Source organism: Paraburkholderia sp. GAS333, from assembly GCF_050435665.1.
Taxonomy (GTDB): domain Bacteria; phylum Pseudomonadota; class Gammaproteobacteria; order Burkholderiales; family Burkholderiaceae; genus Paraburkholderia; species Paraburkholderia fungorum_A.
This window is the reverse complement of sequence record NZ_JBNDKS010000001.1, coordinates 1,618,169-1,644,506: the sequence shown is the minus strand read 5'-3', so window position 1 is coordinate 1,644,506 and position 26,338 is coordinate 1,618,169. Positions and strand designations below refer to the sequence as shown.

Here is a 26,338-nt window from a genome sequence, read left to right as displayed (position 1 = left end):
GCCCTTATCTCTTTGCGAAGGCCGTTACGCTCAGCTCGAAGCCGCCGCAGCCGATGCAGCCTTGCTCTTCCTGGCCTTCTTTTTCGATGCCTTGGTGCCCGATGCATCGGCGGGGGCTGCCGCAGCCGGTGCTGCCGGTGCGGACGCCGCTGCTGCCTCGGATGCCGCGGCCTTGCTCTTCTTCTTCTTCGATTTTTTGCTGCTGGACGCCGGTTCCGCTGGCGCTGCCGGTGTCGTAGCCGCCGTCGTGGTGGCGGGCGCGGCAGTGGTCGCGGCCGGTGCCGCCTTGCTGCTTGCCGTGCTGCTGGACTTTGGCGCGGCCTTGACGCCCGCCGGCGGCGCCGACGAACCGTTGATCGTCAAGCCGGCCGCCTCGAGGTTGGTGACGGATTTGGTGCCGATACCCTTGACGCGAGTGGCGAGGTCGTCGGCGTCTTTGAACGGGCCATTCTTCGTGCGTTCGTCGATGATCGCCTTTGCGTGGACCGGGCCGATACCCTTGACCGATTCGAGCGCCGCCTGATCGGCGGAATTGACTTCAACCGCCGCCGCGAATCCGGCCGACAGCGACAAAGCCAAAGCAACGCAAAGCATTAAAAGCTTCTTCAGCATGGCAAGCACTCCATTGAGGGCAAAAAGTAGTTAGCCGGGAACGGACGACGCATTCTGTCAGCGGGCGCTGCGCTTAAGCATAGGACAAATCGCAGGCCCTTATTCGCGAACGCGGACGATTTATACCGATCGATTCATGACAAGTAAATCAGGCCAGACAATATTTAAACCTTTTGCCTAGCATTAGGCTGGTCTGGGTTTATCGCCGAGTTTATCGATTAATGCCGTCAGTCATAAAAAATGACAATGCAGACAAATGACATCGACGAAGACATTCACAGGCGCTTGACTTAGAGTGCACTCGAAGTCCTAACCTGAGTCTGTCATGTCGAAAATCTCCACCGCACTCACCATCGGGCAGGTCGCCGAAACGATTGGCGTGTCCACGCATACGCTGCGCTATTACGAGCAGGCCGGGCTGATCCGGCCGGTCGGGCGCACGCAGGCGGGGCATCGGCTGTATTCGCCCGCCGACCTCGACTGGTTGCGTTTCGTGATGCGTCTGAAAGCGACCGGCATGCCGATCGCCGGAATGCAGGCTTTCGCGGCATTGCGCACGCAGGGGCAGCCGACGCTGCCCGCGCGTCGCGACCTGCTGGTGGCGCATCGGGATGCGGTTTTGGCGCGGATTGCCGAACTGCAACTGAACCTCGACGCGATCGTCGACAAGATCGCGTATTACGAGGACGAGGTGGCCGCACAGCAGGCCGCAAACGGTGATGCGGCCCGGCAGATTGACGACAATCCATCGATCTCACATTCGGAAAAGGACTCACCATGGACCACCAGCACAACGACCGCTACGCCCGAGGCTGGGACAAGCTGAAGGAAATCGACGGCTCGACCGGCGAGCAGGTGATTGCGGCACTCGCGCCGATTGCGCCGGACTTCGGCCGTCTGCTGATCGAATTCGGTTTCGGCGATATCTACAGCCGCCCGCAACTCGATTTGCGATCGCGTGAAATCGCGACGATTGCGTCGCTGGCGACGTTGGGTTGCGCGCAACCGCAGTTGAAGGTGCATATCGAGGCGGCGTTGAACGTCGGCTGCACGCGTGACGAGATTGTCGAGGTGTTTATGCAGATGGCGTTGTACGCGGGTTTTCCGGCGGCGTTGAATGCGTTGTTTGCGGCGAGGGAGGTTTTCGAGCGTCATGACGCGAGGGGCGGAGAGGCTGCGAACACGGCGACCGTAGAGGTGGTGTGATGTCGAGGTAGGCGGCAGAGAGCGGCTGCGTTTTTGACGAGAGCCGCTTTTTGTTAGGTCATAAACGCAACTAACCGTCAATTTTAGAGTAATACTGCCAAGTGGAGGTAGGGGTGATATCCAGGACGCCTGTTTATCAGCAGGGCGGCATGTTTTGATGCCGGGGTAGTGGAGGCTCGTGTAACTAACGCAGACAACCTCCCAGATTACCCAATGCGCGAAACGCGAGCTGCCAAACCTTCAAGCCACCGAATCTGCTGCCCGCGCTGCATCAACCCGCAAATACCGTTTGCTCACCACTCGCCAGTAAGCCAGCAGACCTACTCCAGCAATTGCCAGGCTGGCCGTATTCGCAACCCAGAAGCCCCGCGCGCCGGTCAGCCACTCGGGTATGACGCCGCCGACATCGAACCCCAGCAGATACCCGCCGCCCAATCCAACGCCCCACAACGCGATCGCATAGATCACCGTTGGCACGACCGCCACCTTGTAGGCACGCAGCACGAACGCCGTGGTGATCTGCAATGCATCGAACAGGTGATAGCAGACGACGATCAGCACGAGCGGCATGGCGGCTGCCATAACCTGCACGTCCGGCGTATAGCCTTTGATGATGTAAGGCCGCAGCACCAGCACGATCGCCCCATAACAGCACGCGATCGCCACCGCCATCGCGATGCCGTGCCGCGACAGCGTGCGCGCCGCTTCCGGCCGTCCTGCGCCGAGCGCCTGAGCGACCAGCGTCGACGCAGCGATGCCGATCGACAGCGGCGTCATGTAAAGCACCGCGCCGATGTTGCCGGCGATCTGGTGGCCCGCAAGCGTCGTCGTCCCGAAGCGCGCGATGAACAGCGCCATGAAGGTGTACGACGTCACCTCGATCAGATACGACAGACCCATCGGAATGCCCAGCCGCAACTGGGCGGCTTGCCGTCGCCAGACCGGCCAGCAGAAGTGCGAAAAGATCGCGAATGGTTTGAACACATCGACCCGCGTCAGCAGCACCATGCCGACGCTCGCCAGCGCCCAGTTGATTGCCGTGCTGGCGAGTGCGCAACCCGGTCCCCCGAGCGGCGGCACGCCCCATCCGCCGAAGATAAACCACGTGTTGAGCGGAAACTTCAGCAGGAGCGCGCCGACTTGCAGAATCATCACGAGCCGCGGCTTGCCCACGGCATTGCTGATCGAACTGTAGATCCGGAAAATCAGCCCGGCCGGCAAGCCGAACGCCAGAATCCGCAGATACGAGAGCGTGCGATCGTGCAGCGCTTCGGGCACGCGGGCCAGGTGAAGGATCGGTTCGGGAAAAAACAGGATCAGGAAGCCGATCACATTCAGCGCGAGCGCCAGCCACAGCGACTGGCGAACTTCCTCGCCGATTTCGGCCTCGCGGCGCGCGCCGTAAAGTTGCGCGGTGATCGGCTGAAGCGCGGTCAGAATGCCGGTCAGGCCGATGTAGACGGAAATATAGATCGATGAACCGAGGCCGAGCGCGGCCAGATCGACCGCGGAGTAACGGCTGACCATGGCCGTATCGATCACGCCGAACGCGATGATCGCCAACTGGCCGATCAGCACCGGCCAGGCAAGCGCGGCGATTTTTCGCGCATCGGCGAGCATGGTCAGCTGGCCGGCTTGTGGTAAGTGCGGCGCTTGACAGCCGGCGGCTTCGGCCGGTCGATGCGCACGTACAGCCGGAAACGTTCGTCGCGGTCGGCCACGCGACGGCCTTCCCATACCAGCTTCCAGATGTAGTCGGGCATGGCGCTCGGATCGCCGTATTCGGTCGCGTCCTGACGCAGGATCACGTCGCAATCCTGGTCGAACGAGAAGTGCATGTCGCCGAAATACGCGAAGGTCGCGAGTTGCGCGTTACCGAGCCGCACGGGCGAAATGCACGTGTAGTCTTCCGGCAGATGGCTGGCTATCTGCTCGGCGACATCCTTATAAGTCCGGCTGTAGTTGACGACGGGCAGCCAGAGCGTCATCAGCAGCACCCACATCAGTGTCGTGCCGGCGCTCGAGAGCACCACGCTGCGCCACAAGACTTTCGGATGACGCGCGAGACGCCAGCGCACCAGCACGAACCAGCACACCGTCACGGCAACCGCGCACACGAACGACAGAATCTTGAACTGCGGCGCGAATCCCGGCGCGAGACGCGCGAGGTTGCGCGCGAGCGGATGCGGAAAACCGGTCAGCCCTGCCACGTAGACCAGCCACACGAAGCTGCCGAGAATCGTGAAGCTCAGCAGCGCGAACCAGTCGATCGCGTTAATCGCGCCGCGCTTGAGCGTGGGCAGCGCGAACGTGGCGAGCACCGCTAGCGGCGGCAGCAACAGCATGTAAAGCCGGTTCGACTGATGGCTTTGCAGGATCACCAGCACCAGCAGCGGCCCGATCACCGACAGCGGAATCGCCACGTGCGGCGCGCGTCGCAGGCCCTTCCAGCTAAACCACGCCCACACGGCCAACGGCCATGCCGGCCACGTGAACAGCGGCAGATTTTTCAGCGCGTACGCCGCGACCGATCCGGGCGGTCCTGCGAATGAACTCAGGCTGACGTGCAGCCACTGGTTCAGATACCAGACGGCGTCGTCGGGATAAGCGGAGAGGGCGGCGATCGGCCAGGCGACGGACACCACGAGCGCAACCGGCAAGCCGGCCAGCAGCAGCCAGCGGGAGCGCCCTTCGCGCACGATCAGGCTCATCGCCAAGGTGCCGAGCAGCAGCGCGCCCACCAGCACCGGGCTGCTCGCCAGCGTGACGAGCCCGAGCGCGAGGCCCCAGATCGCCGCGCCTTGCACCGGCTTGTCGATCATCCGCACCAGGCCGTACACGAGCATTGCAATGCCGACGAACTGTGCGAGTTGCGGAGTGGTTTCGTGGCCGCGCTCGGCCAGGCCGAAGCAGGCGAGCAGGATCAGCAGCGCGCCGTCGGCGAGCGTGCGGCCGTAGTCGCGCGGTTCCGGCTCTCCGCCGAACGCGTATTTGAACGGTTGCACCTCGGCGCGGCGGCCGAGCAGGTAGGCGGCATACCAGACGAACGCACAGCCCGCGCAGAACAGCAGGCCGGTGAACACGCGCGACGCGTTACTCGCATCGACCCACGGCGCGAGCGCGCGGATCGCACTGGCGCCGAGCCAGTAGCCGAGCGGGCCGTCTTCGGTCATGTACTTGCCGAGCAGATTCGGCAGTAGCCAGTCGTGCGCGTTGCCGTTCGCCATGGTCCACATGACACCGAAACCGGCTGCGTCCTCGTTTTTCCAGGGATCGCGCCCGAATAGCCCGAACGCCGCGTAGACGATACAGATGGTCAGCAGCAGCCAGCGGGGGAGCGCACTGGTCGCGGAGGCAGTCAGACGAACGACAGGTCTCATGCGGTATGTTGAAATTGGGTAAGCGATGCTGCCGGGACCGGACGCATGTCCGGCTGGAATGGCCCCTCTGGAGCATCCGGCATTGTAGTCGGGCGATGCAATGCACGTCACGGCTGGTAACGGCCCGCAACGTGGTTGTGAAAGCTGTTACACGGTGCCGGACGTTTCAGGCAACGGTGATTGCCTTCGCCGTTGCTGAGCCGCGAGGCCGCGCAGCGATAGGCAACCTGCTAAACGGGTTGGGTGCGCGGCATGAATAAGCGGCCGGATACGCGAGGCCAGGCGACAAAAAAGGGCAGCTCGCGCTGCCCTTTTTTGCTGCTTCGTTGCCGGCATAAACCGGCGACGAGCCGGGTCTTACTTCGCTGCTGCCTTGCCGGTAGCGCGCGAACCGAACTTCTTGTTGAACTTCTCGACGCGGCCTGCCGTGTCCATGATCTTTTGCTGGCCGGTGTAGAACGGATGCGATTCCGACGACACTTCGATCTTGGCGAGCGGGTAGGTCTTGCCGTTGAATTCGGCGGTTTCACGCGTCAGGATGGTCGAGCGCGTGACAAACTTGAAGTCGATCGACATGTCGACGAACAGGACTTCGCGGTAATCCGGGTGAATGCCTTCTTTCATGGTCTTTCCTTTAATCTGGCGGTAGCCAACCCGCGAGCAGCCGCGTTTGAGCGGACAGCATCTAGGCGCGAGCCACTTGCCTGTGGTCGAAAAGCGGCGATTATGCCAGAAAATCAGTCCCTTGGCGACTTTTGTGCCAGCTGTTCGCGAGCAGTTCGGGGTGTTTCGACTTTTGTGGAGCGTGATTCGAGGCTGCCGGCGCAGCGCGGGGCGGAATCCTTGTGCAGCGGGCGTTTGGCCGCTGCGTAGCAGCCTTTCGCGGAACTAGCCGTGGGTGAATGTGACCCCCACCCGTGCCGGATCCTGCCGGTAATAGCGCGCCAACAAGCGGTAAAGCTCCGGATATTCCGCCTCGAACGCCTGCGGCTTCACGAACAGCGCCTCGCTGCAAACGGCAAAAAATTCCGATGGATGATCGGCCGCGTACGGATCGATCAGCGATTCACGCTCGAAACGCGCCCAGCGACGCTCCGGCACCGCATCGACTTTCGCGCAAAAATGATCGTACGCGTGGTCGAACACGTCGCTCCACGCCTGGGAATCGAGCGGCGCGTGCCAGCGGCGCATCAACGGCGGGTGGCCGTCCGCTTCGCCATTCAGCATGTCGATCTTGTGCGCGAATTCGTGAATCACGACGTTGTACGCCTCCGCGCCGTCCGTCATTTGCGCGTCTTCCCACGACAGGACCACCGGGCCGCCTTCCCACGCTTCGCCGCTCGCATCCTGTTCGACTTCGTGCACGACGCCGTCTTCGTCCTCGACGGTCTTGCGGATCACGAACTCGCCCGGATAGACGATCACGCCGACCCAGCCGCGGTACAGGTCAAGATCCAGATTCAGCACCGGCAGGCACGCCTGCGCGGCAATCGCCACGGTCATCGCGTCGGTCAACTCGAGTTCGTGCGCAGTCGAAAATTCCTTTCGCGCGATGAACAGGCTCGCCAGTTCTCGCAGACGCGCGAGATCCGGCGCGTCGAGATAGGCGAGGAACGGCAGGCCGTCGAGTGTCGCTTGCCATAACGTGTCGTCGATGGCGTAGTCGCGCAGCGCGCGGTCGCGGCGGCGCGTGCCCAGCCATTGAGTGAGTTTCGAGAGCATGGTCCGATGAAACTCCTAGTCGATCTGTTTCTGCCACGCGGCAAAAATACCGCCGGCAATCGCGACGCCAATCAGAAAATAGAAGCCGTCGAGCGAGGTCAGAAAGCTGGCTTGCTGCGTGACCATCCGGCTGATTTCGACGATCGCCAGCGAGTGCGCCTGCGACGCCGGATGACCGCTGGCGGCAAAGCCGTTTGTCAGCGTGGCAAGCGTGTTCTGGAACAACGGATTGTACGGATTCGCGAACTCCGCGAGGCGCGTTTGATGCAATGCCTGCCGATGCTGTTCGACGATGATCACCGAGGCCGTCGCGAACGAGATCGTCAATTGCCGCACGATATTTTTCAGCCGGTAACCGTGCGTGAATTCTTCGATCGCGAAGATTCTGAACGTCAGATTCGCGACCGGCAACACGATGAACAGCAACAGCAGTCCGCGCAGCAGCAGCGGTACGATCAACGCTTGTTCGCCGACACCCGGCGACATGCGCGTCATCCACGCCGCGGCGAAGGCGGCGACCGCGAAGCCCGGCACGATGATCCACTTTTTGCGCGGCAACAGCTTCGCATAACGCAGATAGACGAACAGCGCGCTCGCGGAAATCAGCGACGTCACGCCGACCAGTTGCCCCGCATTCTCGACCGGATAGCCGAGGCCGCTTTCGAGAAAGCGTGAGATCTGGTAACTGAACACCGTCGAGATGTAGTAATAGAACATGTACAGCACGAGGCCAACCTGGAAGACTTTTTCGCGCAGCGCGTGCAACCGCATCAGCGGCGATGGATGGTGCCACTGCTGATACACGAACCAGGCGAGCGCGCCGATGCCGGCCACCGTCAGCAGGATCAGTCCCGGCGAAGCGCTGAACAACTGGAAGCGCACCTGCTGCATGACAATCTGCAGCGCGCCTTGCGCGAATGCGAAGATCAGATACGGCCAGAAATGCGCGGTTCCGCGTTCTTCCGGCAGACGGTTGCCGGAATCGGGCAACGCGAGCAAAGCCAGCACCGCGAACAGCACGCCAACGGGCGCCGTGCAAGCGAACAGCGCGCGCCAGTCGAAATGCGCGACCAGTTGACCGCCGATCAGCGGCGCGAGCGCGCTGCACAGAACGATCAGCAGCAGAAACGCGCGCGTGGCGGCGGGCCGCTGCTGCGGCGTGAAACTCATCTGGATCAGGATGCGGCAGGTGCCCATCATCGGGCCGATAAAGTAGCCCTGAAAGCCGCGTGCGAGCGCCAGTTCAATCGACGATTCGCAGAGTGCGGCGGCGACCGCGCCGGCGGAATAGAGCAGCATGCAGCCGGCGACGTAGCGCCGGTAACCGAAACGGTCCACCCACCATTGCTGCTGAAGGATGCCGAGCACTGCCGCGACCGCGTAGGAACTCGAGGCCCACACCAGTTCATCGGGCGATGCATTGATGCCGCCGGCGATGTAGCTGGTGAAAAACGAAAAGATCGAGTTGTCGAAATAGTCGAGGCCGGTGACAACTGCCAGCACCCACGGGAAGAAATCGCCGCGTAGTTTTTCGACGCTGAATAGCGCCACGCGGGATGACGCCGTGGTCATGACGATTCGCCCGGTATAGATGCGTCCGGCGTGATGTCGTCCGGTTCGGATTTGCGGGTGTTTTTGGCGCGTTTTGGGGACGGTGCGCTAGCCGCTTTGGCCGATTTCGCGCTGTTGGATGCTTTCGTGGCCTTTGCTACTTTCGCCGCCGCGTTGCGCCGCTGTTCAAGCAGCGTGTCCGCATTTTCACCGGCGAGGCGTCGTTCGAGATAGTCGAGGTCGGGACTCAGTTCGGCGCGCAATTTTTGCGCTTCCTTCAACTCGCGACGCATCGTTTCGATACGCACGTCGAGTGCGTCGACCTGCTCGGCGATGGCGTCGCGAATCTGCTGCAACGACTCGGTGGAAAAGCGATGCCCGCCGTCGACAGGTTCCAGCGGACGTTTGAGCATTTCAGTTACGCCGTGCAGCGAAAAGCCCAGCGACCGCAAACGCAGAATGCGACCAAAGCGCTTCAGGTCCTCCTCGTCGTACAGTCGGTAACGACCTTCGCTGCGGGTGGGCGATACGAGGCCGCGTTCCTCGTAGTACTTCAGCGTACGCGGCGTCACACCGAGGCGTTCAGCGGCGTCGCGTACGGTGAGCAGGGCGGACGAGTCCTTCGACATAGGGAATTGCAGGCGTGGCGGATTGGTCGCATTGTACTCCAACGTGTACGTTCACGTTCAGGTTGTGCGGCAGGGGCCGGGTTGGTCGGGCGTGCTTCGTAAGACCGGAAGCAACAAAGCAAGCAGACGTAAAAAAGCCGCTCGTTTGCAGCGAGCGGCTTTCTATGCGATGAGACTAATTCAGCTACTTCGACAGGGTTAAGGTCTACTTAGCTGCCGCCACCACGGCGCATCATGTCGAAGAACTCGGAATTGCTCTTCGTTTGACGAATCTTGTCGAGCAGGAATTCCATCGATTCGACTTCGTCCATGTCGTGAATGAACTTGCGCAGCACCCAGATCTTTTGCAGCACTTCGGGTTTGATCAGCAGTTCTTCGCGGCGCGTGCCGGACTTGTTCAGGTTGATCGACGGATAGACGCGCTTTTCAGCCAGGCGACGTTCCAGGTGCACTTCCATGTTGCCGGTGCCCTTGAACTCTTCGTAGATCACGTCGTCCATGCGGCTGCCGGTTTCGATCAGCGCCGTACCGATGATGGTCAGCGAACCGCCTTCCTCGATATTGCGCGCCGCGCCGAAGAAGCGCTTCGGACGTTGCAGCGCGTTGGCGTCGACACCACCCGTCAGCACCTTGCCCGAGGCCGGCACAACGGTGTTGTAAGCGCGTGCGAGACGCGTGATCGAGTCGAGCAGAATGACCACGTCGTTCTTCATTTCGACGAGGCGCTTGGCTTTTTCGATCACCATTTCGGCGACCTGCACGTGACGCGCAGCCGGTTCGTCGAACGTGGAGGCGATCACTTCGCCGGCCACCGAACGCTGCATTTCGGTCACTTCTTCAGGGCGTTCGTCGATCAGCAGCACGAACAGCACGACGTCGGGATGGTTCTGTTTGATCGCATGCGCGATGTGCTGAAGCATCACGGTCTTGCCGGACTTCGGCGATGCCACCAGCAGACCACGCTGGCCTTTGCCGATCGGCGCGATCATGTCGATGATGCGGCCCGTGACGTTTTCTTCGCCACGCATTTCACGTTCGAGCAGCAGCACCTTGTTCGGGTGCAGCGGCGTCAGGTTTTCGAACATGATCTTGTGCTTCGAGGCTTCCGGCGGCTGGCCGTTGACCTTGTCCACCTTGACCAGCGCGAAATAGCGCTCGCCGTCTTTCGGCGTACGCACTTCACCTTCGATCGTGTCACCCGTATGCAGGTTGAAACGGCGGATTTGCGACGGGCTGATATAAATATCGTCCGTGCTGGCGAGGTACGAGGTTTCCGGCGAGCGCAGGAAACCGAAACCGTCCGGCAGCACTTCGAGCGTGCCGTCGCCGAATATCGTGTCGCCCGTTTTGGCTCGTTTTTTTAGAATGGCGAACATCAGTTCCTGCTTGCGCAGGCGGTTCGCACTTTCGATCTCGAGGCCATTGGCCATCTCGATCAATTCGGACACGTGCAGAGTCTTAAGCTCGGATAAATGCATACGGAGAACCCGCAGGAGAAGGTGCGACGAAATGAAATCTGGGAGGAGAGTGAGCGGAACCGCTCAAGGACTTACACGTCTTTTCGACGTTTTGCGGATTCTAGCATAGCACACGCCAATTTCCGCCAGTACGACGGCATGGCATCTTTCTTGTCAGGCGTGTTGCCGGTTGACAACACGCCCCGAATCAGTGCGCTCGCGGGTCTCGAGAGACGCCGGGCGCGCCGATGCACACCGTTTTACAGATTGCCGTCGAGGAACGCAGTGAGTTGCGACTTCGACAACGCGCCGACCTTCTGCGCGGCGACTGCGCCGTTCTTGAAAAGGATCAGCGTGGGGATGCCGCGCACGCCGAACTTGACCGGCGTCGATTGATGTTCGTCGACGTTGATCTTGGCGATTTGCAGACGATCGGCATAATCCTTCGCGACTTCGTCGAGGATCGGCGCGATCATCTTGCACGGACCGCACCATTCAGCCCAGAAATCGAGCAGCACGGGTTTATCGGATTTAACGACGTCCTGTTCGAACGATGCGTCGCTAATATGCTTGATTTGTTCGCTCATTGTATGAATACCTCTATCGGTTCGAGGCCCGCCTGAATTGCTCGCCACGATACGTCAAAACCTAAGGAAACTTCCGTTCGCTTTGCCGCAAACTGGAGCATTGCCTGCCCATGCATGACCCGTTGAAAATGGCTCACGATGTGCGGGAAGCTCGCGCTTGCGGGTCATCCGTACGGCAGTTTAGCTTAATTCGCTATGCGTTGCCGGGGGCGATAGTACTCATCAGGGGCAGTGGGGCCAACGGCTGCCGGTGAAGTGACATCTTGTTTCTATACCCGCCACGCAGCTTATCTGGAGGCGGGTAAGGCGAACTCAAGTGGCTTCGGTGCGCGCGTCGTCGATAGCGACTATAAGAAGGGGAAAGCCTGATTCGACGCGTCGATGTCGGTTTGCTCGTATTAACAGTCGCACGATCGGCCAAGCGGTGATAGAATGTTTCGTGACGGGCCTCCTCGCATGGAGGGATGGTCAACCTGGTCAGGTCGGGAACGAAGCAGCCACAGCCGTTTTCCACCAGTGCCGAGGGTCAGGCTCGTCACCTTTCCTTTTTCAGTTTTTCCGTTGCGGTGTTCTTCCGCAATCTCTTTCTTCCCCCGGTATTACCCTTGGCGTCGCCATGCCCCGTGCATGCATTCGCGTTGCATTGCGTATTCTTCATGTCTGATCCACATTTCATCTATTTTTTTCTATTGGTCCGTTAGCCTGTTTCAATGAAGCGGCGACGCGCGTTCCTATGCCTTCTGGTTTCGGTTTTGAGCGGCATTGTTACTGATACAATTTCTCGATGACCTATCAAGTTCTCGCACGCAAATGGCGGCCTAAGGATTTCGCGTCGCTCGTCGGACAGGAGCACGTGGTGCGCGCGCTCACGCACGCGCTCGACGGCGGCCGGCTGCATCACGCCTATTTGTTTACCGGCACACGCGGCGTCGGTAAAACCACGCTGTCGCGCATCTTCGCCAAGGCGCTGAATTGCGAAACCGGCGTGACTTCCACGCCGTGCGGCGTATGCCGCGCGTGTCGTGAGATCGACGAAGGTCGCTTTGTCGATTACGTGGAAATGGATGCGGCGAGTAATCGCGGCGTCGACGAGATGGCGGCGCTGCTCGAACGCGCGGTGTATGCGCCGGTCGACGCGCGCTTCAAGGTCTACATGATCGACGAAGTGCACATGCTGACCAACCACGCTTTCAACGCGATGTTGAAGACGCTGGAAGAGCCGCCGCCGCACGTCAAGTTCATTCTCGCCACGACCGATCCGCAGAAAATTCCAGTTACTGTTCTGTCGCGGTGTCTGCAGTTCAATCTGAAGCAGATGCCCGCCGGGCATATCGTGTCGCATCTCGAGCACGTTCTTGGTGAAGAGAAGGTGCCGTATGACGTGCAGGCGTTGCGGCTGCTCGCGCGCGCGGCTGACGGCTCGATGCGCGACGCGTTGTCGCTGACCGATCAGGCCATTGCCTACTCGGCCAATCAGGTCAATGAAGAAGCGGTGCGCGGCATGCTCGGCGCGCTCGATCAAAGCTATCTGATTCGTCTGCTCGATGCGCTTGCCGACGGTGATGGCGCTGCGGTACTTGCCGTAGCCGACGAGATGGCATTGCGCAGTCTGTCGTTCTCGACGGCGTTGCAGGATCTGGCGAGCTTGCTGCATCGAATCGCCTGGGCACAGTTCGCACCTTCCTCCGTGCTCGATGAATGGCCGGAGGCGGGCGATCTGCGGCGCTTTGCCGAAGCGCTGAGCGCCGAGCGCGTGCAGTTGTTCTATCAGATCGCAACGATTGGTCGAAGCGAGCTGGGCCTCGCGCCGGATGAATACGCCGGCTTCACGATGACATTGCTGCGCATGCTGGCGTTCGAGCCGGCGCCTACGGGCGGTGGTGGTGCGATTGGCGGCGGCGCGCGTTCGGCTGGGCCAGCGGGAGCTGTCGGCGGAGCGGGTGCAAAGCGTGCGGGTTCGGCGACTGTTGCTGCATCGGCGGCGAGCGCTGCTGTGCCGGTTCGCGACACGCAAGTCGTCGGCAATGCGCCTGCCGTCAATGTAGTGAGCAGGAGCGTTGTATCTGGCGAATCCGCTGGCGGTGCGCGAACCGCCACAGCGCTTTCTGGGCCAGACTCGATAGCGTCACATTCTTCGAGTGACGCAGCGCACGCACCAGTTGCCGATGCGGGCAGTGCGCCGAGCGCGGCGGCTGTCGATGCACCGTCCGTGGCTTCGACCGAACACGCTTTGGCTCCGTGGGACGATGAGCCCGCCGACTCCATTAAGAACGCGGCTTCGAACAGTCCAGCGATAAACGATACCTCCGCAGCGTCTGTCGCCAACCACACGTCGCCGGCCTCTTCGTTGACCGCGCCTGCCGCTGCGGCGCTCACGCGCACAGCGCAGGCCGCGTCGGTCGCAGTGGAACAGGAGCCGCCATCGGCAACCGTCAACGCGCCACGTCGCGCGGGCGGCGCAAGCGCCGCACTCGACGTGTTGCGCAGCGCAGGTCTGAAAGTATCGTCGGACCGTGGCCGTGCGAGCGCCGCTGTCTCCGCCGCAAAACCCGCCGCCCCGGTTGCGCCTGCTGTGCCGAAGCCCACCGCGCCGCGCGTGGCCGTCGCCGTGCCGACACCCGGCGCCGAGCGCCGCGCGCCGCAGCAGGACGCCGCACCGGCAGCGCGCGCGCCGTCGTCGCCGGTTCAGCGCAACAGCAATGGCAATGCAGAGCAGAACGGCTCGTCGGTTCCTCCGTGGGACGACATTCCGCTTGACGACTACGTGCCGCTTTCGGCGTCGGACGATGGCTATTTCGGTCCGCCCGACGACAACTACGTGCCGGTGTTCGACCGCGGTCCCGACGACGTTCGAGTGAACGCAGCGCCTGCGTCCTCGCCCGCGCCGGTGGTGGACTCGCGTCCGCTGCCCGCTGCCGTGCCGCTCGATCCGCTGGGTTTTAATGGCGACTGGCCGGCGCTTGCCGTCGATCTGCCGCTCAAGGGCATTTCGTATCAGCTCGCGTTCAACAGCGAACTGATGGCGCTCGAAGGCAACACGCTGAAGCTCAACGTGCCGGTTCCGCAGTACGCGGAGGCATCGCAGGTCGCCAAGCTGAAAGTCGCGCTCGCCGAAAGACTCGGCCGGACCGTCGAGGTGCTGGTCGAAGTCGGTGCCGCCCGTCGGACCGCCTCCGCACACGACGCCGCGACGCGCGCACAGCGTCAGCGGGAAGCGGAGCGCGAGATTGGCGCCGATCCGTTCGTGCAGTCGCTGATTCGCGAATTCGGCGCCAGCATCGTGCCTGGTTCGATTCGCCCCATTTCCCCGGACGCCGCCTCGAACGGTGCGTCGCCGGTCCATTGATTCACCGCGCCGCTATTGACCTTAGCGCGCCCGATTTGCAGATCCCAAGCTATCAAGAAGGAGCATGTCCATGATGAAAGGCCAACTCGCCGGGCTGATGAAACAAGCCCAGCAAATGCAGGAAAACATGAAGAAGATGCAGGACCAACTCGCATTGATCGAAGTCGAGGGGCAGTCGGGTGCCGGTCTCGTGAAGGTGACGATGACCTGCAAGAACGACGTGCGCCGCGTGTCGATTGATCCGAGCCTGCTTGCCGACGACAAGGACATGCTGGAAGACCTCGTCGCCGCTGCGTTCAATGACGCCGTGCGCAAGGCCGAAGCCACCGCCGCAGAAAAAATGGGTGGCATGACTTCGGGCTTGCCGCTGCCGCCGGGCTTCAAGATGCCGTTCTGATTCTGAGCGACGCCGCGGCAAACTTTGCCGCGGCGTGAATCGCTAATGTGGGGCATAGGCCTGCTACACACGCGAGCGCAACGCGAATAGCGTGCGTCACTTGCAGAATTGAACGTAATCGCGGGCGTCTGATTGAAAAGCTCGATCCGGCGCCCGAACGGAATGCAGTAGTTGACGTATACCGGTCGACGCGCGAGCGAGGTGCTCGACAACACCGGGTTTGCAAGTTTCACCTCGTTTCAAACTGATCGAATAGTTTCAAACCGCGTCGGCATTTCTGATGCAGCCCATCAATCAGGGGTTCTCCATCTGATGGTTGATGATCCGCAGTCAGCCTGCCGGGCGCTAACTGAACCAACGCGAACCATCCATCGCCTCGCGACCCGCATCCACGGGCACTACCCACTTCGACGCCGATCCCGCATGAAACAACCTTCCGCCTTGTCGGCGCTCGTCGAAGCGCTGCGTGTATTGCCAGGAGTCGGGCCGAAGTCCGCGCAACGCATGGCCTATCACCTGATGCAGCACGATCGCGACGGCGCCGAAAAACTCGGCCGTTCGTTGCTGTTCGCGACCGAGCATCTGCAGCACTGTGAAAAGTGCAATACCTTTACCGAAGCGCAGATCTGCGAGGTCTGCCTCGACGAGGAACGTGACCCGGCGTTGCTGTGCGTCGTCGAAACGCCGGCCGATCAGATCATGCTCGAACAGACCATGACCTATCACGGCCTGTACTTCGTGCTGATGGGGCGGCTGAGTCCGCTCGACGGCATCGGTCCGAAAGAGATTCATTTCGACCGGCTGGTCAAACGTGCGTCGGATGGCGTGGTCAAGGAAGTCGTGCTCGCCACTAATTTCACCAATGAAGGCGAGGCCACTGCGCATTACCTGGGGCAGACGCTCAAGGCGCGCGGCCTTGCTGTCACGCGTTTGGCGCGCGGTGTGCCGGTGGGCGGCGAACTTGAATATGTCGACGCCGGCACGATTGCGCGCGCGATGCTCGATCGCCGTTCGATGTAGCCGTCTCCACGATGACGCCCGGAGGATCGCGAGCGAGCGGTTCCGGTAAATGTCGCGTGTTGAAGCAGGCCGTGCGGTGTGTTGGAGGGGCGGCTTGAACCATGCACTCACTAAAACCGCGCGCACACGCCGTGCGCGTCAGCAGCCATCTCAAGAACGTCAAGATCGTCAAATACGTCAGGACCAGAACAAAGGAGACACATGAGCGCCACCTCTGAATCAGACGCGAGCGCCGCGCCTCAACCCGCTCAAGGCCCGCTCGCCGGCGTCAAGGTGCTGGAACTCGGCACGCTGATCGCCGGCCCGTTCGCCGCGCGCTTTCTCGGCGAGTTCGGTGCCGACGTCATCAAGATCGAAGATCCCAAAGGCGGTGACCCGCTGCGCAAATGGCGCAAGCTCTACCCGGAAGTCGGCGGCACGTCGCTTTGGTGGGCGGTGCAGGCGCGCAACAAGAAATCGGTCACGATCAATCTGAAGGCCGAAGAGGGCAAGGAGATCGTGCGGCGTCTCGCGAAAGAAGCGGATATCGTCGTCGAGAATTTCCGGCCGGGTTTGCTGGAGAAACTCGGACTCGGCTATGACGTGCTGTCCGCCGAAAACCCCGGGCTCGTGATGGTGCGTCTGTCCGGCTACGGCCAGACCGGGCCGTATCGCGACCGGCCCGGATTCGGGGCGATCGCCGAATCGATGGGCGGCTTGCGCCATATCACCGGCTATCCGGATTTGCCGCCGCCGCGCATCGGGATTTCGATCGGCGATTCGATCGCTGCGCTGCACGGCGTGATCGGCGCGTTGATGGCGCTGCATCACAAGCAGGTGAACGGTGGCAAGGGGCAGGTCGTCGATGTGGCGCTGTACGAGGCCGTTTTCAACATGATGGAAAGCGTCGTGCCCGAATACGGCGTGTACGGGATGGTGCGCGAGCGCACTGGCGCGTCGCTGCCGGGTATCGTGCCGTCGAACACCTATCCGTGCCGCGACGGCAGCATCGTGATCGGCGGCAATAGCGATCCGATTTTCAAGCGGCTGATGGTGGCGATCGAACGTGAAGACCTCGCGAACGATCCGGCGCTGGAACATAACGACGGCCGCGTGCCGCGTACCCAGGAAATCGACGGCGCGATTGCCGGGTGGCTCTCCACGCGGACGATCGAAGAAGCGCTCGCGGTGCTGAATGCAGCCGATGTGCCGGTTGGCCGCATCTTCAGCGTCGCGGATATGTTCACCGATCCGCAGTTCATGGCGCGGCAGATGATTCAGCGTTTCAAGTGGCAGGACGGTCAGGAAATCACATTGCCGGCGGTCACGCCGAAGCTCTCCGCGACGCCTGGCGAGACGCGCTGGCTCGGCCCCGAACTGGGTGAACATACCGATGAAGTCCTGCAATCGCTAGGTTATGATGCAGACGACATTGCAAGGTTGCACGCGCAACAGATCGTGTGAAGCGAAGCGCGGCATCCTCGGGTGCCTCGAGTAAAACATGAGACAGCGACCGGATCGCCGCCTCAGAAAGGCTGGCACTCGTTCGAAAGAAACACGCCGGAGCAGCACCCAGAAAAGTTGCCGGTAAAGAGCGACGCAAAGCGGCAAAAAAAGCCGCACGACAAAAGTTTGGAGACGACATCATGCAACGCAGAACCCTCCTCGCCGGAAGCGCCGCGCTCGCCGGCGCCACGCTTGCCGCCACGCCGCTTTCGTTTGCCCAGGGCAAACCTGAAACCAGTAAAGTCGCGATTGCCGTCGGCGGAAAAAATCTGTTCTATTACCTGCCGCTCACGATTGCCGAGCGTCGCAATTACTTCAAGGACGAAGGGCTCGACGTCGAGATATCCGATTTCGCGGGCGGCTCGCAAGCGTTGAAGGCGGCTGTCGGCGGCAGCGCGGATGTCGTCTCCGGCGCGTTCGAACACACGTTGCTGTTGCAGGCGCAAAAGCAGTATTTCCGCGAATTCGTATTGCAGGGGCGCGCGCCGCAGATCGTGCTCGCGGTGTCGAAGAAAGCGATGCCAAACTACAAGTCGATCGCCGATCTCAAAGGCAAGAAAATCGGCGTGACCGCGCCGGGTTCGTCGACATCGATCATGGCGAGTTTCGTGCTGGCAAAAGCCGGGTTGAGCGCGAAAGACGTGTCGTTCATCGGCGTGGGTGCGGGTGCCGGGGCTATTGCCGCGCTGCAGTCGGGGCAGATCGATGCCATCGCGAATCTCGACCCGGTGATGACCCGGCTCGAACGTACCGGCGATATCCGCGTCGTGTCGGACACGCGCACGCTGGCCGACACGCGAACCGTGTTTGGCGGCGACATGCCGGCGGGATGCCTGTATGCATCGCAGAGTTTCATCACGAAGAATCCGAATACGACGCAGGCGTTGACCAACGCGATGGTGCGCGCGCTCAAATGGCTGCAGACGGCAACCGGCAGCGAATTGATCAGCACGGTGCCGGAAGGCTATCTGCTCGGCGATCGCGCGGTGTATCTGGATGCGTGGCAGCACGTGAAGGAAGCGATGTCGCCCGATGGTCTGATGCCTGCCGACGGTCCCGCGACTTCACTGAAAACTTTGCAGGCATTCGATCCGAACGTGCAGGGCAAGCCGATCGATCTGTCGAAGGCGTGGACCAACGACTTCGTGAAGAAGGCGTTGACGACGGTCAAGGCGTAAAGCGCCAGGGTGCAAGGACGGAGACGAGGGCGATGAATGCCGCGCGTTCGCGGCGCCCATCTCCGTATAAAAGCGACCACTTCCAGAACCCAACCCCGATCCCGAAGAAGCGAGCCAAACGATGACCGTCGCCGCCCTGTCGCTCGACAACATCACCTGCACGTTCGCCGCGCGCGATAAGCGCACGCAGCGCTATACCGCCGTCAAGGATACGACGCTGCGCATTGCGCCTGGCGAATTCGTGTCGGTGGTCGGTCCGACCGGGTGCGGCAAGTCCACGCTGCTAAACATCGGTGCAGGTTTGCTGGCGCCGTCGTCGGGGACCGTCAGCGTGTTCGGCGAGCCGCTCACCGGGATCAACCGGCGCGCGGGCTACATGTTCCAGGCGGATGCGCTGATGCCGTGGCGCGCGGCAATCGACAACGTGATGGCCGGTCTTTCGTTTCGTGGCGTGCCGGCCGCCGAAGCGCGCGCGAAGGCCGACGAATGGCTAAAGCGCGTGGGTCTCGGCGGTTTCGGCGATCGTTATCCGCATCAGTTGTCGGGCGGTATGCGCAAGCGCGTCGCGATGGCGCAGACGCTGATTCTCGATCCCGACATCATCCTGATGGACGAGCCGTTTTCCGCGCTCGATATCCAGACGCGTCAGTTGATGGAAAACGAATTGCTCGATCTGTGGGCCGCGAAACGCAAGGCGGTGCTGTTCATCACACACGATCTCGACGAAGCGATCGCGATGTCCGACCGCGTGGTGGTGCTGTCGGCGGGACCGGGCACGCATCCGATCGGCGAATTCACGATTGATCTGCCGCGTCCGCGAGACGTGGCCGAGATTCGTGCGCACCCGCGTTTTGTCGAACTTCACGCGCAGATCTGGAGCGTGTTGCGCGATGAGGTTCTCAAGGGTTATCAGCAGCAATTGACCGCCGTCTAGCGAACCAGCGAACTCGCAGACTAACGAACCCACCCACGCTTGTCTCAACCGTCCAAGGCAAATCGAGTCATGTGGAAGACGTTGCGCCCGAGCCGGGCGAATCTGGTGATCTGGCAATGGTTGCTGCTGGTGCTGTGCTTCGTGCTCTGGTACGTGCTGACCAGCCCGACGCTGCTGCCGCCGTTCTATTTCGACGATCCGAACAAAGCCGCGTTTTTCTTCGGCGAGCCGCAGAAGGTTCTGCAACGGATCTGGGAATGGTTCGCGGGCGGCGAGATTTATCTGCATCTATGGATCACGCTGGTCGAGACCGTGCTTGCATTTGTGCTGGGCACCGCGCTCGGACTCGGCGTCGGTTTGTGGCTCGCGCTCGCGCCGATTGCGAGTGCGTTGTTCGATCCGTATGTGAAAGCCGCCAACTCGATGCCGCGTGTGATCCTCGCGCCGATCTTCGGCGTGTGGTTCGGTTTGGGGATCTGGTCGAAGGTCGCGTTGGGCGTCACGCTGGTATTTTTTATCGTGTTCTTCAACGTCTATCAGGGTGTGAAGGAAGTCAGCCCGGTCGTGCTCGCGAACGCGCGGATGCTCGGCGCGAATCGCAAGCAATTGCTGCGCAACGTCTATTTGCCTAGCGCGATGAGTTGGGTGTTTTCGAGCCTGCATACGTCGGTCGGGCTGGCTTTTGTCGGCTCGGTGGTGGGCGAGTACCTTGGCTCGGCGCGCGGCGTCGGCTATCTGATTCTGCAGGCCGAAGGCACGTTCGATATCAACACCGTATTCGCCGGGATTCTGGTGTTAACCGCGTTCGCGCTGATTCTCGATGCGATAGTCGGGATCGGCGAGCGTCGCTTGATGAAGTGGCAGCCTAAGACCGGGGATGCAGAGAAGTTATGACGATGCAGGCTTCGAGTTAAATAAAAACGGCGGCAGGTTTTTAACCAGCCGCCGTTTCAGTTTCATGATCAACCTCGTGCTGTCGAGGCAGCGTCGACTAAAGCCCAGGACTACGGCGTAATCACCACCTTGCCGATCACGCGACGTTCGGCCATATCGCGCAATGCGTGCCCGGTATCGTCGAGCGAATAGCGTGCGGATACGTAGGGATTGAGCTTGCCTTCGGCGATCCAGCCGGTCATCTGCTGGAATGCGGCCTGGTTGTGTTTCGGCTCACGTTTGGCGAAATCGCCCCAGAACACGCCGACCAGACTCGCACCTTTGAGCAGTGTCAGATTGAGCGGCAGCTTCGGAATCTCCCCGTTTGCAAAGCCGACCACCAGATAACGCCCGCGCCAGCCGATACTACGAAACGCCGGCTCCGCATAAATGCCGCCGACCGGATCGTAGATGACGTCCGGACCTTTGCCGTCGGTGAGCGCCTTGATGCGCTCGCGCAGATCTTCGGTGCTGTAATTGATGGTCGCGTCCGCACCATGCTTGACGCAGGTCGCCAGTTTTTCATCGCTCGATGCCGCCGCGATCACGCGCGCGCCGAGCGCCTTGCCGATCTCCACCGCCGCGAGCCCGACGCCGCCTGCCGCGCCGAGCACCAGCATCGTCTCGCCGGGCTGCAACTGGCCGCGATCGACCACCGCGTGATGCGACGTGCCATACGCAAGCGTGAAGGCCGCCGCTACGTCGAAGTCGACGCCGTCGGCGAGCGGCACGCATGCTGCGGCGGGGGCGATCGCCTGCTCGGCAAAGCCGCCCGATCCGGTGAACGCGACCACGCGCGAGCCCGGTTTGAACTGCGTGACATCGGCGCCGACCGCGCGCACGACGCCCGCGACTTCCGAACCCGGCGTGAAGGGCAGAGGCGGTTTGAACTGGTATTTGTTTTCGATGATCAGCACGTCGGGGAAGTTGACGGCTGCCGCCTTGACGTCGATTACGACGTGGCCGGGAGGTGCTTCGAGATCAGGCAGATTTTCGACGACCAGGCTCTCAGGTGGCCCATATTGATTACAGCGAATCGCGCGCATCGTGTCTCCATGTCGATAGGGGGTCCGCAATCATTCTGAGTGTAAAGCAATGCGTACGATCGTGCTTTTTATTTGCGCTGCGTACGTGAGATGCGACGCTTGCAAATCACATGCACCTGGCTTGCGGCAAGCAAAGACGCAGGCGCGTTGCGCGGTATACGCATGGGCCGCCGTGTCGCTCGCGCGCCATCTTTCCTCGGTTACAATCGCCGCATGCGAATCCTACTCAGCAATGACGACGGTTATCTGGCGCCGGGCCTTGCCGCGCTTTACGAAGCGCTCAAGCCGATCGCGGACGTCACCGTGATGGCCCCCGAACAGAATTGCAGCGGCGCGTCGAATTCACTCACGCTATCGCGGCCGCTGTCGGTTCTGCGCTCGGCCAACGGCTTCTATTACGTGAACGGCACGCCCACCGACTCGGTGCATATCGCGCTGACGGGCATGCTCGACCACACGCCGGATCTGGTCGTATCGGGCATCAACAACGGTCAGAACATGGGCGAGGACACGCTGTACTCGGGCACGGTCGCGGCCGCGACCGAGGGCATCATGTTCGGCGTGCCGGCCATCGCGTTCTCGCTGGTCGACAAAGACTGGGTGCATCTCGAAGACGCAGCCCGTGTCGCCGCCGAGATCGTCGCGCATTATCTCGAGCAGCCGCTGCCTGGGCATCCGCTGCTGAACGTGAATATTCCGAACCTGCCGTACGAGCAACTCGACGGCTGGCATATCACGCGTCTTGGCAAGCGGCATCCGTCGCAACCGGTGATCCGGCAGACCAATCCGCGGGGCGAACCGATCTACTGGATCGGGCCGTCCGGCAGTGCGCGCGACGCGAGCGAAGGCACCGACTTTCATGCGGTTGCGAATGGCCGCGTGTCGATCACGCCGCTTCAGCTCGACCTGACCCACACGCAAATGCTGCCCGCAGCGCGCGACTGGGCGCGCGCCGGCAGCGGCGCTTCATGACAAACGAGCGCGCAAAGCGCTTTCCGCTCGGCCTCGAGGATCTGGTGCGCGAACCGCGCCGTCCCGAAGGGCGTCCAGGCGAAGTGCGCGCGGCGGCCCTGGCCGCGAGCGCCGCGCTGAACGCACGACAGCAGCCAGCGAGGAATTCGCCGGCGGGCGCGGCGGTCAAGTCAAAGCCTCAAAGTCAGGCGCATGCCCGGTCGCAAGCTGCGGCAGTCCAGGCGCGGCCACAAGCGAAACCCCAAACCGCGCCGCAATCCATCGCGCCACCCAAACCGCAGGCCGCCCCGTCGGTTAAATCGCAGGCGAAGCCGGTCGTCCATGTTCAGGGCGTGACCGCGCGCACGGCGTCTTCGTCCCCGTCCGCTAAACCCGCTGCCCGATCCGGCGAGCGCACCGCCGCGCCCAATGTCGCGCTGAACGGCGCACTTGCATTGACTTCGGAACGGGTTCGCGAACGGATGGTCGAACGCCTGCGTGCGAACGGCGTGACCGACCAGCGCGTGTTGAACGCGATGGCGGTGGTGCCGCGCCACATGTTCGTCGACCCGGGCCTTGCCGCCCAGGCTTACGAAGATGCGGCGTTGCCCATCGGTCATCACCAGACGATCTCCAAGCCCTCGGTAGTCGCGCGGATGATCGAGCTGGCGGCGGCCGGACGCGCGCTCGACACCGTGCTCGAAATCGGCACCGGCTGTGGTTATCAGGCGGCGGTGCTGAGCCAGGTGGCCCGCGAGGTTTATTCGATCGAACGCATCAAGCCATTGTCCGAACGCGCGAAGACGAATCTGCGTCCGCTGCGCATTCCGAACATCCGGCTGCATTACGGCGACGGCCGCCTCGGACTGCCGTCCACCGCGCCGTTCGACGCGATCGTGATCGCGGCTGCGGGGCTCGATGTACCGCAAGCCTTACTTGAACAACTCGCGATCGGCGGCCGTCTGGTCGCGCCGGTCGGCTCGCAGGACGGCCAGAACCAGGTGCTGACGCTGGTCGAGCGTCTCGGGCCGGCGCAGTGGCGCGAGTCGCGCCTTGATCGCGTTTTCTTTGTACCCTTAAAATCCGGAGTGATTTGACACCGATGAGTATGTTGCGCGCGATGCAAAGAACCAGCCTGAATGTCCCCATGACCGTAACCCAGCGTAGCGTGTGCGTGCTCGCCTTGTCCCTGTTGATGACGGCCTGTGCTTCCCGGCTCGATCAGGCGCCGGTCGTCGACCGCTCCGGCGGTGCGCCGCTCAGTACGCAGGCAGCGCCGCCGCCCGTGCCGCTCGGGCCGCCGCCGCCGGGCTACTACCGCGTGAAACCGGGCGATACGCTGTATCGGATCGCACTGGAGAACGGCCAGAACTATCGCGACATTTCGGCGTGGAATAATTTGACCAACCCGAACCAGATCGAAGTCGATCAGTTGCTGCGTGTCGTGCCGCCGGGCGCGAATACCGCCGCGATGACGCCGGGTGTGGCGACCGCGCCGATCATCGGCGGTGCTGCGGTGCAGAGCGCGCCGCTCGGCAGCGTGCCGCCGGCTGCGAACGGCGTCGCTGCGCCGCCGCTGTATGGTTCGGCCGCGAACAACGCGTCGATGGCGCCGCAGGCTGCGCCGGGCGCTGCCAGCGACTCGAGCCCCGCTGCATCGGGCAATGTCGCGTTTGCGTGGCCGGTGCGTGGCCCACTGCTCGGCACGTTTAACGATTCGACCAACAAGGGCGTCAATATTGGCGGCGCCTCGGGCGATCCGGTCAAAGCCTCCGCCGATGGCCGCGTCGTGTACGCCGGAAATGGGCTGCGTGGCTACGGCAACCTCATTATCATCAAACATGACGCAACTTATCTCACCGCGTATGCACACAACCGCGCTTTGATGGTAAAAGAGGGGGACGCGGTAACGAAGGGGCAGAAGATCGCTGAGATGGGCAATAGCGATTCCGACCGTGTTATGTTGCATTTCGAAGTTCGCCGGCAGGGTAAACCTGTCGACCCACTGAAGTATTTGCCGCCGCAATAAGCGATACGACCATGCCGAAACCGAAGCGCCGCCAGCCGCAAGCCGAATCTGAAACGATCAGCCAAGCTACGTCCGCTTCGGTGGACGACAGCGGTGCTTCGGAAGCCGAAGAAGAGATCGCAGAAGAACGCGATCTCGACGAGTCGTCCAGTGGCGCAGAAGAGGGTCGCGAGCCGCGCGAAGCCGCGCCGGACGCAGACGACTTTCGCGCGTTGCTGCAAGCCGAGCTGACGGCCGACACAATCCAGCATTATCTGAACCGCATTAGCGTCAAGCCGCTTCTCACCGTCGAAGAAGAGCAGAAATATTCGCGTCTTGCCAAGGCGGGCGAGTTCGAAGCGCGGCAGGTGATGATCGAGCGCAATCTGCGGCTTGTGGTCAGCATTGCGAAGGGTTATCTGAATCGCGGCGTGCCGTTGCTCGATCTGATCGAAGAGGGCAACCTCGGCCTGATGCACGCCATCGAGAAATTCGATCCGACACGCGGCTTCCGGTTTTCGACCTACGCCACCTGGTGGATTCGCCAGAGCATCGAGCGCGCGATCATGAACCAGGCGCGCACCGTGCGTTTGCCGGTGCACGTGATTCGCGAGTTGAACCAGGTGTTGCGTGCCAAGCGTCATCTGGAAAAAAATTCGATGAATTCCGGCGAGGCTGCCGAGCGGCGTGACGCCAGCATCGACGACATTGCCTATCTGACCGGCAAGACCACTGACGAAGTCACCGACATTCTCGCGCTGAACGAGCACACAGCGTCGCTCGACGCGCCGCTCGATCTCGATCCGGCGAGCAGCCTGCTCGATCTGCTGTCCGACGACCAGAGCCAGTCGCCGGACGCCGAAGTGCAGCATCGCGAACTGGAAACGCTGACGCGGGCCTGGCTCGCGCGCTTGTCTGACAAGCATCGTCATGTGATTGAGCGCCGCTTTGGGCTTAATCACATCGAACCCGCCACGCTCGAAGAGCTGGCTGACGAAATGGGCCTCACGCGCGAGCGTGTGCGCCAGATCCAACAGGAAGCGCTTGTCCGACTGAAGCGCTTCTTTGCCTCCAACGGTGTTCGGAAGGACGCCGTTTTATAAGCTGATGACACCGATTCTTGTATTCGACATCGAGACGATTCCCGATGTCGCCGGCATTCGCCGCCTCGACGATTTGCCTTCCACGATGAGCGACGCCGAAGTCGCCGAACACGCGTTCGCCGCGCGGCGCGAAAAAACCGGTAGCGATTTCCTGCCGCATCACCTGCAACGGATCGCCGCGATTTCCTGCGTGTTCCGCGACGACCACGGTTTCCGCGTACGCTCGCTCGGCACGCTCGAAGACGGCGAGGCCGCGCTCGTGCAGTCGTTTTATCGGGTGATCGAGAAGTACACGCCGCAACTCGTGTCGTGGAACGGCGGCGGCTTCGACCTGCCGGTGCTGAACTACCGGGCGCTGGTCAACGGCATTCCCGCCAGCCGCTTCTGGGATCTCGGCGAGGACGACCGCGACTTCAAGTGGAACAACTACATCAGCCGATACCACGCGCGTCACACTGATCTGATGGACGTGCTCGCGATGTACTCGGGCCGCGCCAACGCGCCGCTCGACGCGCTCGCCAAGATGTGCGGTTTCCCCGGCAAGATGGGGATGGACGGCAGTCAGGTCTGGAACGCGTTTCAGGCAGGGCAACTTGACGAAATCCGCAATTATTGCGAGACCGACGTCGTCAATACGTATCTGCTGTATTGCCGTTTTCAGTTGATTCGCGGCGGCTTTTCGGCAGAGGAGTACTCCGACGAAATCAATCTGGTCAAGAGGGCGCTCGCGAAGGAAGCGGCGCCGCAATGGGCTGAGTATCTGGCCGCGTTTGATCAGTGATCTGGCGCGAGC

Annotated in this window: 24 protein-coding genes and 1 other RNA gene; 15 read left to right on the top strand and 10 right to left on the bottom strand. The window is 61.9% G+C overall.

Annotation, left to right across the window (positions count from 1 at the left end; translation table 11 throughout):
- Window positions 1-30: 30 nt before the first annotated feature.
- Window positions 31-612, bottom strand: a complete 582-nt coding sequence (locus ABH945_RS07305) for a ComEA family DNA-binding protein (RefSeq protein ID WP_429250146.1) — start codon at window positions 610-612, stop codon at window positions 31-33.
- Between the two features lie 325 nt (window positions 613-937).
- On the opposite strand from ABH945_RS07305, the gene ABH945_RS07300 reads away from it, so the two are divergent.
- Together ABH945_RS07300 and ABH945_RS07295 are read left to right on the top strand one after the other, a co-directional pair.
- Entirely contained in the window at window positions 938-1,438 is a 501-nt protein-coding gene (locus tag ABH945_RS07300; protein ID WP_074763876.1) for a MerR family transcriptional regulator, read from the top strand.
- Window positions 1,390-1,818 carry a carboxymuconolactone decarboxylase family protein gene (locus ABH945_RS07295; protein WP_429250145.1) on the top strand — a complete coding sequence of 143 codons (429 nt, stop codon included), beginning with the start codon at window positions 1,390-1,392 and terminating at the stop codon, window positions 1,816-1,818. Before ABH945_RS07300 ends, ABH945_RS07295 begins: the two co-directional genes overlap by 49 nt.
- 240 nt (window positions 1,819-2,058) lie before the next feature.
- On the opposite strand, the gene ABH945_RS07290 is transcribed toward ABH945_RS07295, so the two are convergent.
- The 8 genes from ABH945_RS07290 to trxA all read right to left on the bottom strand — a co-directional run bounded on the left by ABH945_RS07290 (window position 2,059) and on the right by trxA (window position 11,144).
- The gene (locus ABH945_RS07290; protein WP_429250144.1) at window positions 2,059-3,438 is read right to left on the bottom strand and encodes an MATE family efflux transporter; all 1,380 of its coding nucleotides are present in this window, start codon (window positions 3,436-3,438) and stop codon (window positions 2,059-2,061) included.
- 2 nt (window positions 3,439-3,440) lie between these two features.
- Complete coding sequence (locus ABH945_RS07285) at window positions 3,441-5,198, bottom strand: ArnT family glycosyltransferase (protein ID WP_429250143.1); 1,758 nt, start codon at window positions 5,196-5,198, stop codon at window positions 3,441-3,443.
- A 357-nt stretch (window positions 5,199-5,555) separates the two neighbouring features.
- Window positions 5,556-5,822: a type B 50S ribosomal protein L31 gene (locus ABH945_RS07280; RefSeq protein WP_074763880.1), complete on the bottom strand. Its 267-nt coding sequence runs from the start codon at window positions 5,820-5,822 to the stop codon at window positions 5,556-5,558.
- A 264-nt stretch (window positions 5,823-6,086) separates the two neighbouring features.
- On the bottom strand, window positions 6,087-6,920 hold the full coding sequence (locus tag ABH945_RS07275) for a zinc-dependent peptidase (RefSeq protein WP_429250142.1): 834 nt from the start codon (window positions 6,918-6,920) through the stop codon (window positions 6,087-6,089).
- 15 nt (window positions 6,921-6,935) lie between these two features.
- On the bottom strand, window positions 6,936-8,492 hold the full coding sequence (locus tag ABH945_RS07270; protein ID WP_429250141.1) for an MFS transporter: 1,557 nt from the start codon (window positions 8,490-8,492) through the stop codon (window positions 6,936-6,938).
- Window positions 8,489-9,100: a MerR family transcriptional regulator gene (locus ABH945_RS07265; protein ID WP_429250140.1), complete on the bottom strand. Its 612-nt coding sequence runs from the start codon at window positions 9,098-9,100 to the stop codon at window positions 8,489-8,491. The genes ABH945_RS07270 and ABH945_RS07265 overlap by 4 nt, the downstream gene beginning before the upstream one ends.
- A gap of 209 nt (window positions 9,101-9,309) precedes the next feature.
- Window positions 9,310-10,578, bottom strand: coding sequence for a transcription termination factor Rho (gene rho, locus ABH945_RS07260; RefSeq protein ID WP_006048863.1), 1,269 nt, complete (start codon window positions 10,576-10,578; stop codon window positions 9,310-9,312).
- Between the two features lie 239 nt (window positions 10,579-10,817).
- Window positions 10,818-11,144: a thioredoxin TrxA gene (trxA, locus tag ABH945_RS07255; RefSeq protein WP_006048864.1), complete on the bottom strand. Its 327-nt coding sequence runs from the start codon at window positions 11,142-11,144 to the stop codon at window positions 10,818-10,820.
- Between the two features lie 441 nt (window positions 11,145-11,585).
- Here trxA and ffs point away from each other — a divergent pair.
- The 8 genes from ffs (at window position 11,586) to ABH945_RS07215 (ending at window position 20,398) form a co-directional block, all read left to right on the top strand.
- Window positions 11,586-11,684: signal recognition particle sRNA small type (ffs, locus tag ABH945_RS07250), an RNA gene on the top strand.
- Between the two features lie 244 nt (window positions 11,685-11,928).
- The gene (locus ABH945_RS07245; protein ID WP_429250139.1) at window positions 11,929-14,490 is read left to right on the top strand and encodes a DNA polymerase III subunit gamma/tau; all 2,562 of its coding nucleotides are present in this window, start codon (window positions 11,929-11,931) and stop codon (window positions 14,488-14,490) included.
- 70 nt (window positions 14,491-14,560) lie between these two features.
- Window positions 14,561-14,887 (top strand): YbaB/EbfC family nucleoid-associated protein, encoded by a 327-nt coding sequence (locus tag ABH945_RS07240; RefSeq protein WP_074763885.1) that lies wholly within the window; start codon window positions 14,561-14,563, stop codon window positions 14,885-14,887.
- Window positions 14,888-15,310: 423 nt separating this feature from the next.
- Window positions 15,311-15,907, top strand: coding sequence for a recombination mediator RecR (gene recR / locus ABH945_RS07235; protein ID WP_074763886.1), 597 nt, complete (start codon window positions 15,311-15,313; stop codon window positions 15,905-15,907).
- Between the two features lie 201 nt (window positions 15,908-16,108).
- Window positions 16,109-17,350, top strand: a complete 1,242-nt coding sequence (locus tag ABH945_RS07230) for a CaiB/BaiF CoA transferase family protein (RefSeq protein WP_074763887.1) — start codon at window positions 16,109-16,111, stop codon at window positions 17,348-17,350.
- A 182-nt stretch (window positions 17,351-17,532) separates the two neighbouring features.
- Window positions 17,533-18,570, top strand: coding sequence for an ABC transporter substrate-binding protein (locus ABH945_RS07225; protein WP_429250138.1), 1,038 nt, complete (start codon window positions 17,533-17,535; stop codon window positions 18,568-18,570).
- A 121-nt stretch (window positions 18,571-18,691) separates the two neighbouring features.
- Complete coding sequence (locus ABH945_RS07220) at window positions 18,692-19,504, top strand: ABC transporter ATP-binding protein (protein WP_429250137.1); 813 nt, start codon at window positions 18,692-18,694, stop codon at window positions 19,502-19,504.
- A 69-nt stretch (window positions 19,505-19,573) separates the two neighbouring features.
- A complete protein-coding gene (locus ABH945_RS07215) occupies window positions 19,574-20,398 on the top strand; it encodes an ABC transporter permease (RefSeq protein WP_429250136.1) in 825 nt (274 codons plus the stop codon).
- 110 nt (window positions 20,399-20,508) lie between these two features.
- Here ABH945_RS07215 and ABH945_RS07210 read toward each other — a convergent pair whose 3' ends face one another.
- Window positions 20,509-21,483: an NADPH:quinone oxidoreductase family protein gene (locus tag ABH945_RS07210; RefSeq protein WP_074763891.1), complete on the bottom strand. Its 975-nt coding sequence runs from the start codon at window positions 21,481-21,483 to the stop codon at window positions 20,509-20,511.
- A gap of 213 nt (window positions 21,484-21,696) precedes the next feature.
- On the opposite strand from ABH945_RS07210, the gene surE reads away from it, so the two are divergent.
- Genes surE through ABH945_RS07185 form a run of 5 tightly spaced genes read left to right on the top strand, consistent with a single transcriptional unit; the run spans window position 21,697 to window position 26,326 of the window.
- Window positions 21,697-22,455 carry a 5'/3'-nucleotidase SurE gene (surE, locus tag ABH945_RS07205; protein WP_074766384.1) on the top strand — a complete coding sequence of 253 codons (759 nt, stop codon included), beginning with the start codon at window positions 21,697-21,699 and terminating at the stop codon, window positions 22,453-22,455.
- Window positions 22,452-23,531 carry a protein-L-isoaspartate(D-aspartate) O-methyltransferase gene (locus ABH945_RS07200; RefSeq protein WP_429250135.1) on the top strand — a complete coding sequence of 360 codons (1,080 nt, stop codon included), beginning with the start codon at window positions 22,452-22,454 and terminating at the stop codon, window positions 23,529-23,531. Before surE ends, ABH945_RS07200 begins: the two co-directional genes overlap by 4 nt.
- Window positions 23,532-23,536: 5 nt before the next feature.
- Window positions 23,537-24,463 (top strand): peptidoglycan DD-metalloendopeptidase family protein, encoded by a 927-nt coding sequence (locus ABH945_RS07195; protein WP_429250134.1) that lies wholly within the window; start codon window positions 23,537-23,539, stop codon window positions 24,461-24,463.
- 11 nt (window positions 24,464-24,474) lie between these two features.
- On the top strand, window positions 24,475-25,545 hold the full coding sequence (rpoS, locus tag ABH945_RS07190) for an RNA polymerase sigma factor RpoS (protein WP_429250133.1): 1,071 nt from the start codon (window positions 24,475-24,477) through the stop codon (window positions 25,543-25,545).
- A 4-nt stretch (window positions 25,546-25,549) separates the two neighbouring features.
- Complete coding sequence (locus tag ABH945_RS07185; RefSeq protein ID WP_429250132.1) at window positions 25,550-26,326, top strand: 3'-5' exonuclease; 777 nt, start codon at window positions 25,550-25,552, stop codon at window positions 26,324-26,326.
- Window positions 26,327-26,338: the final 12 nt, after the last annotated feature.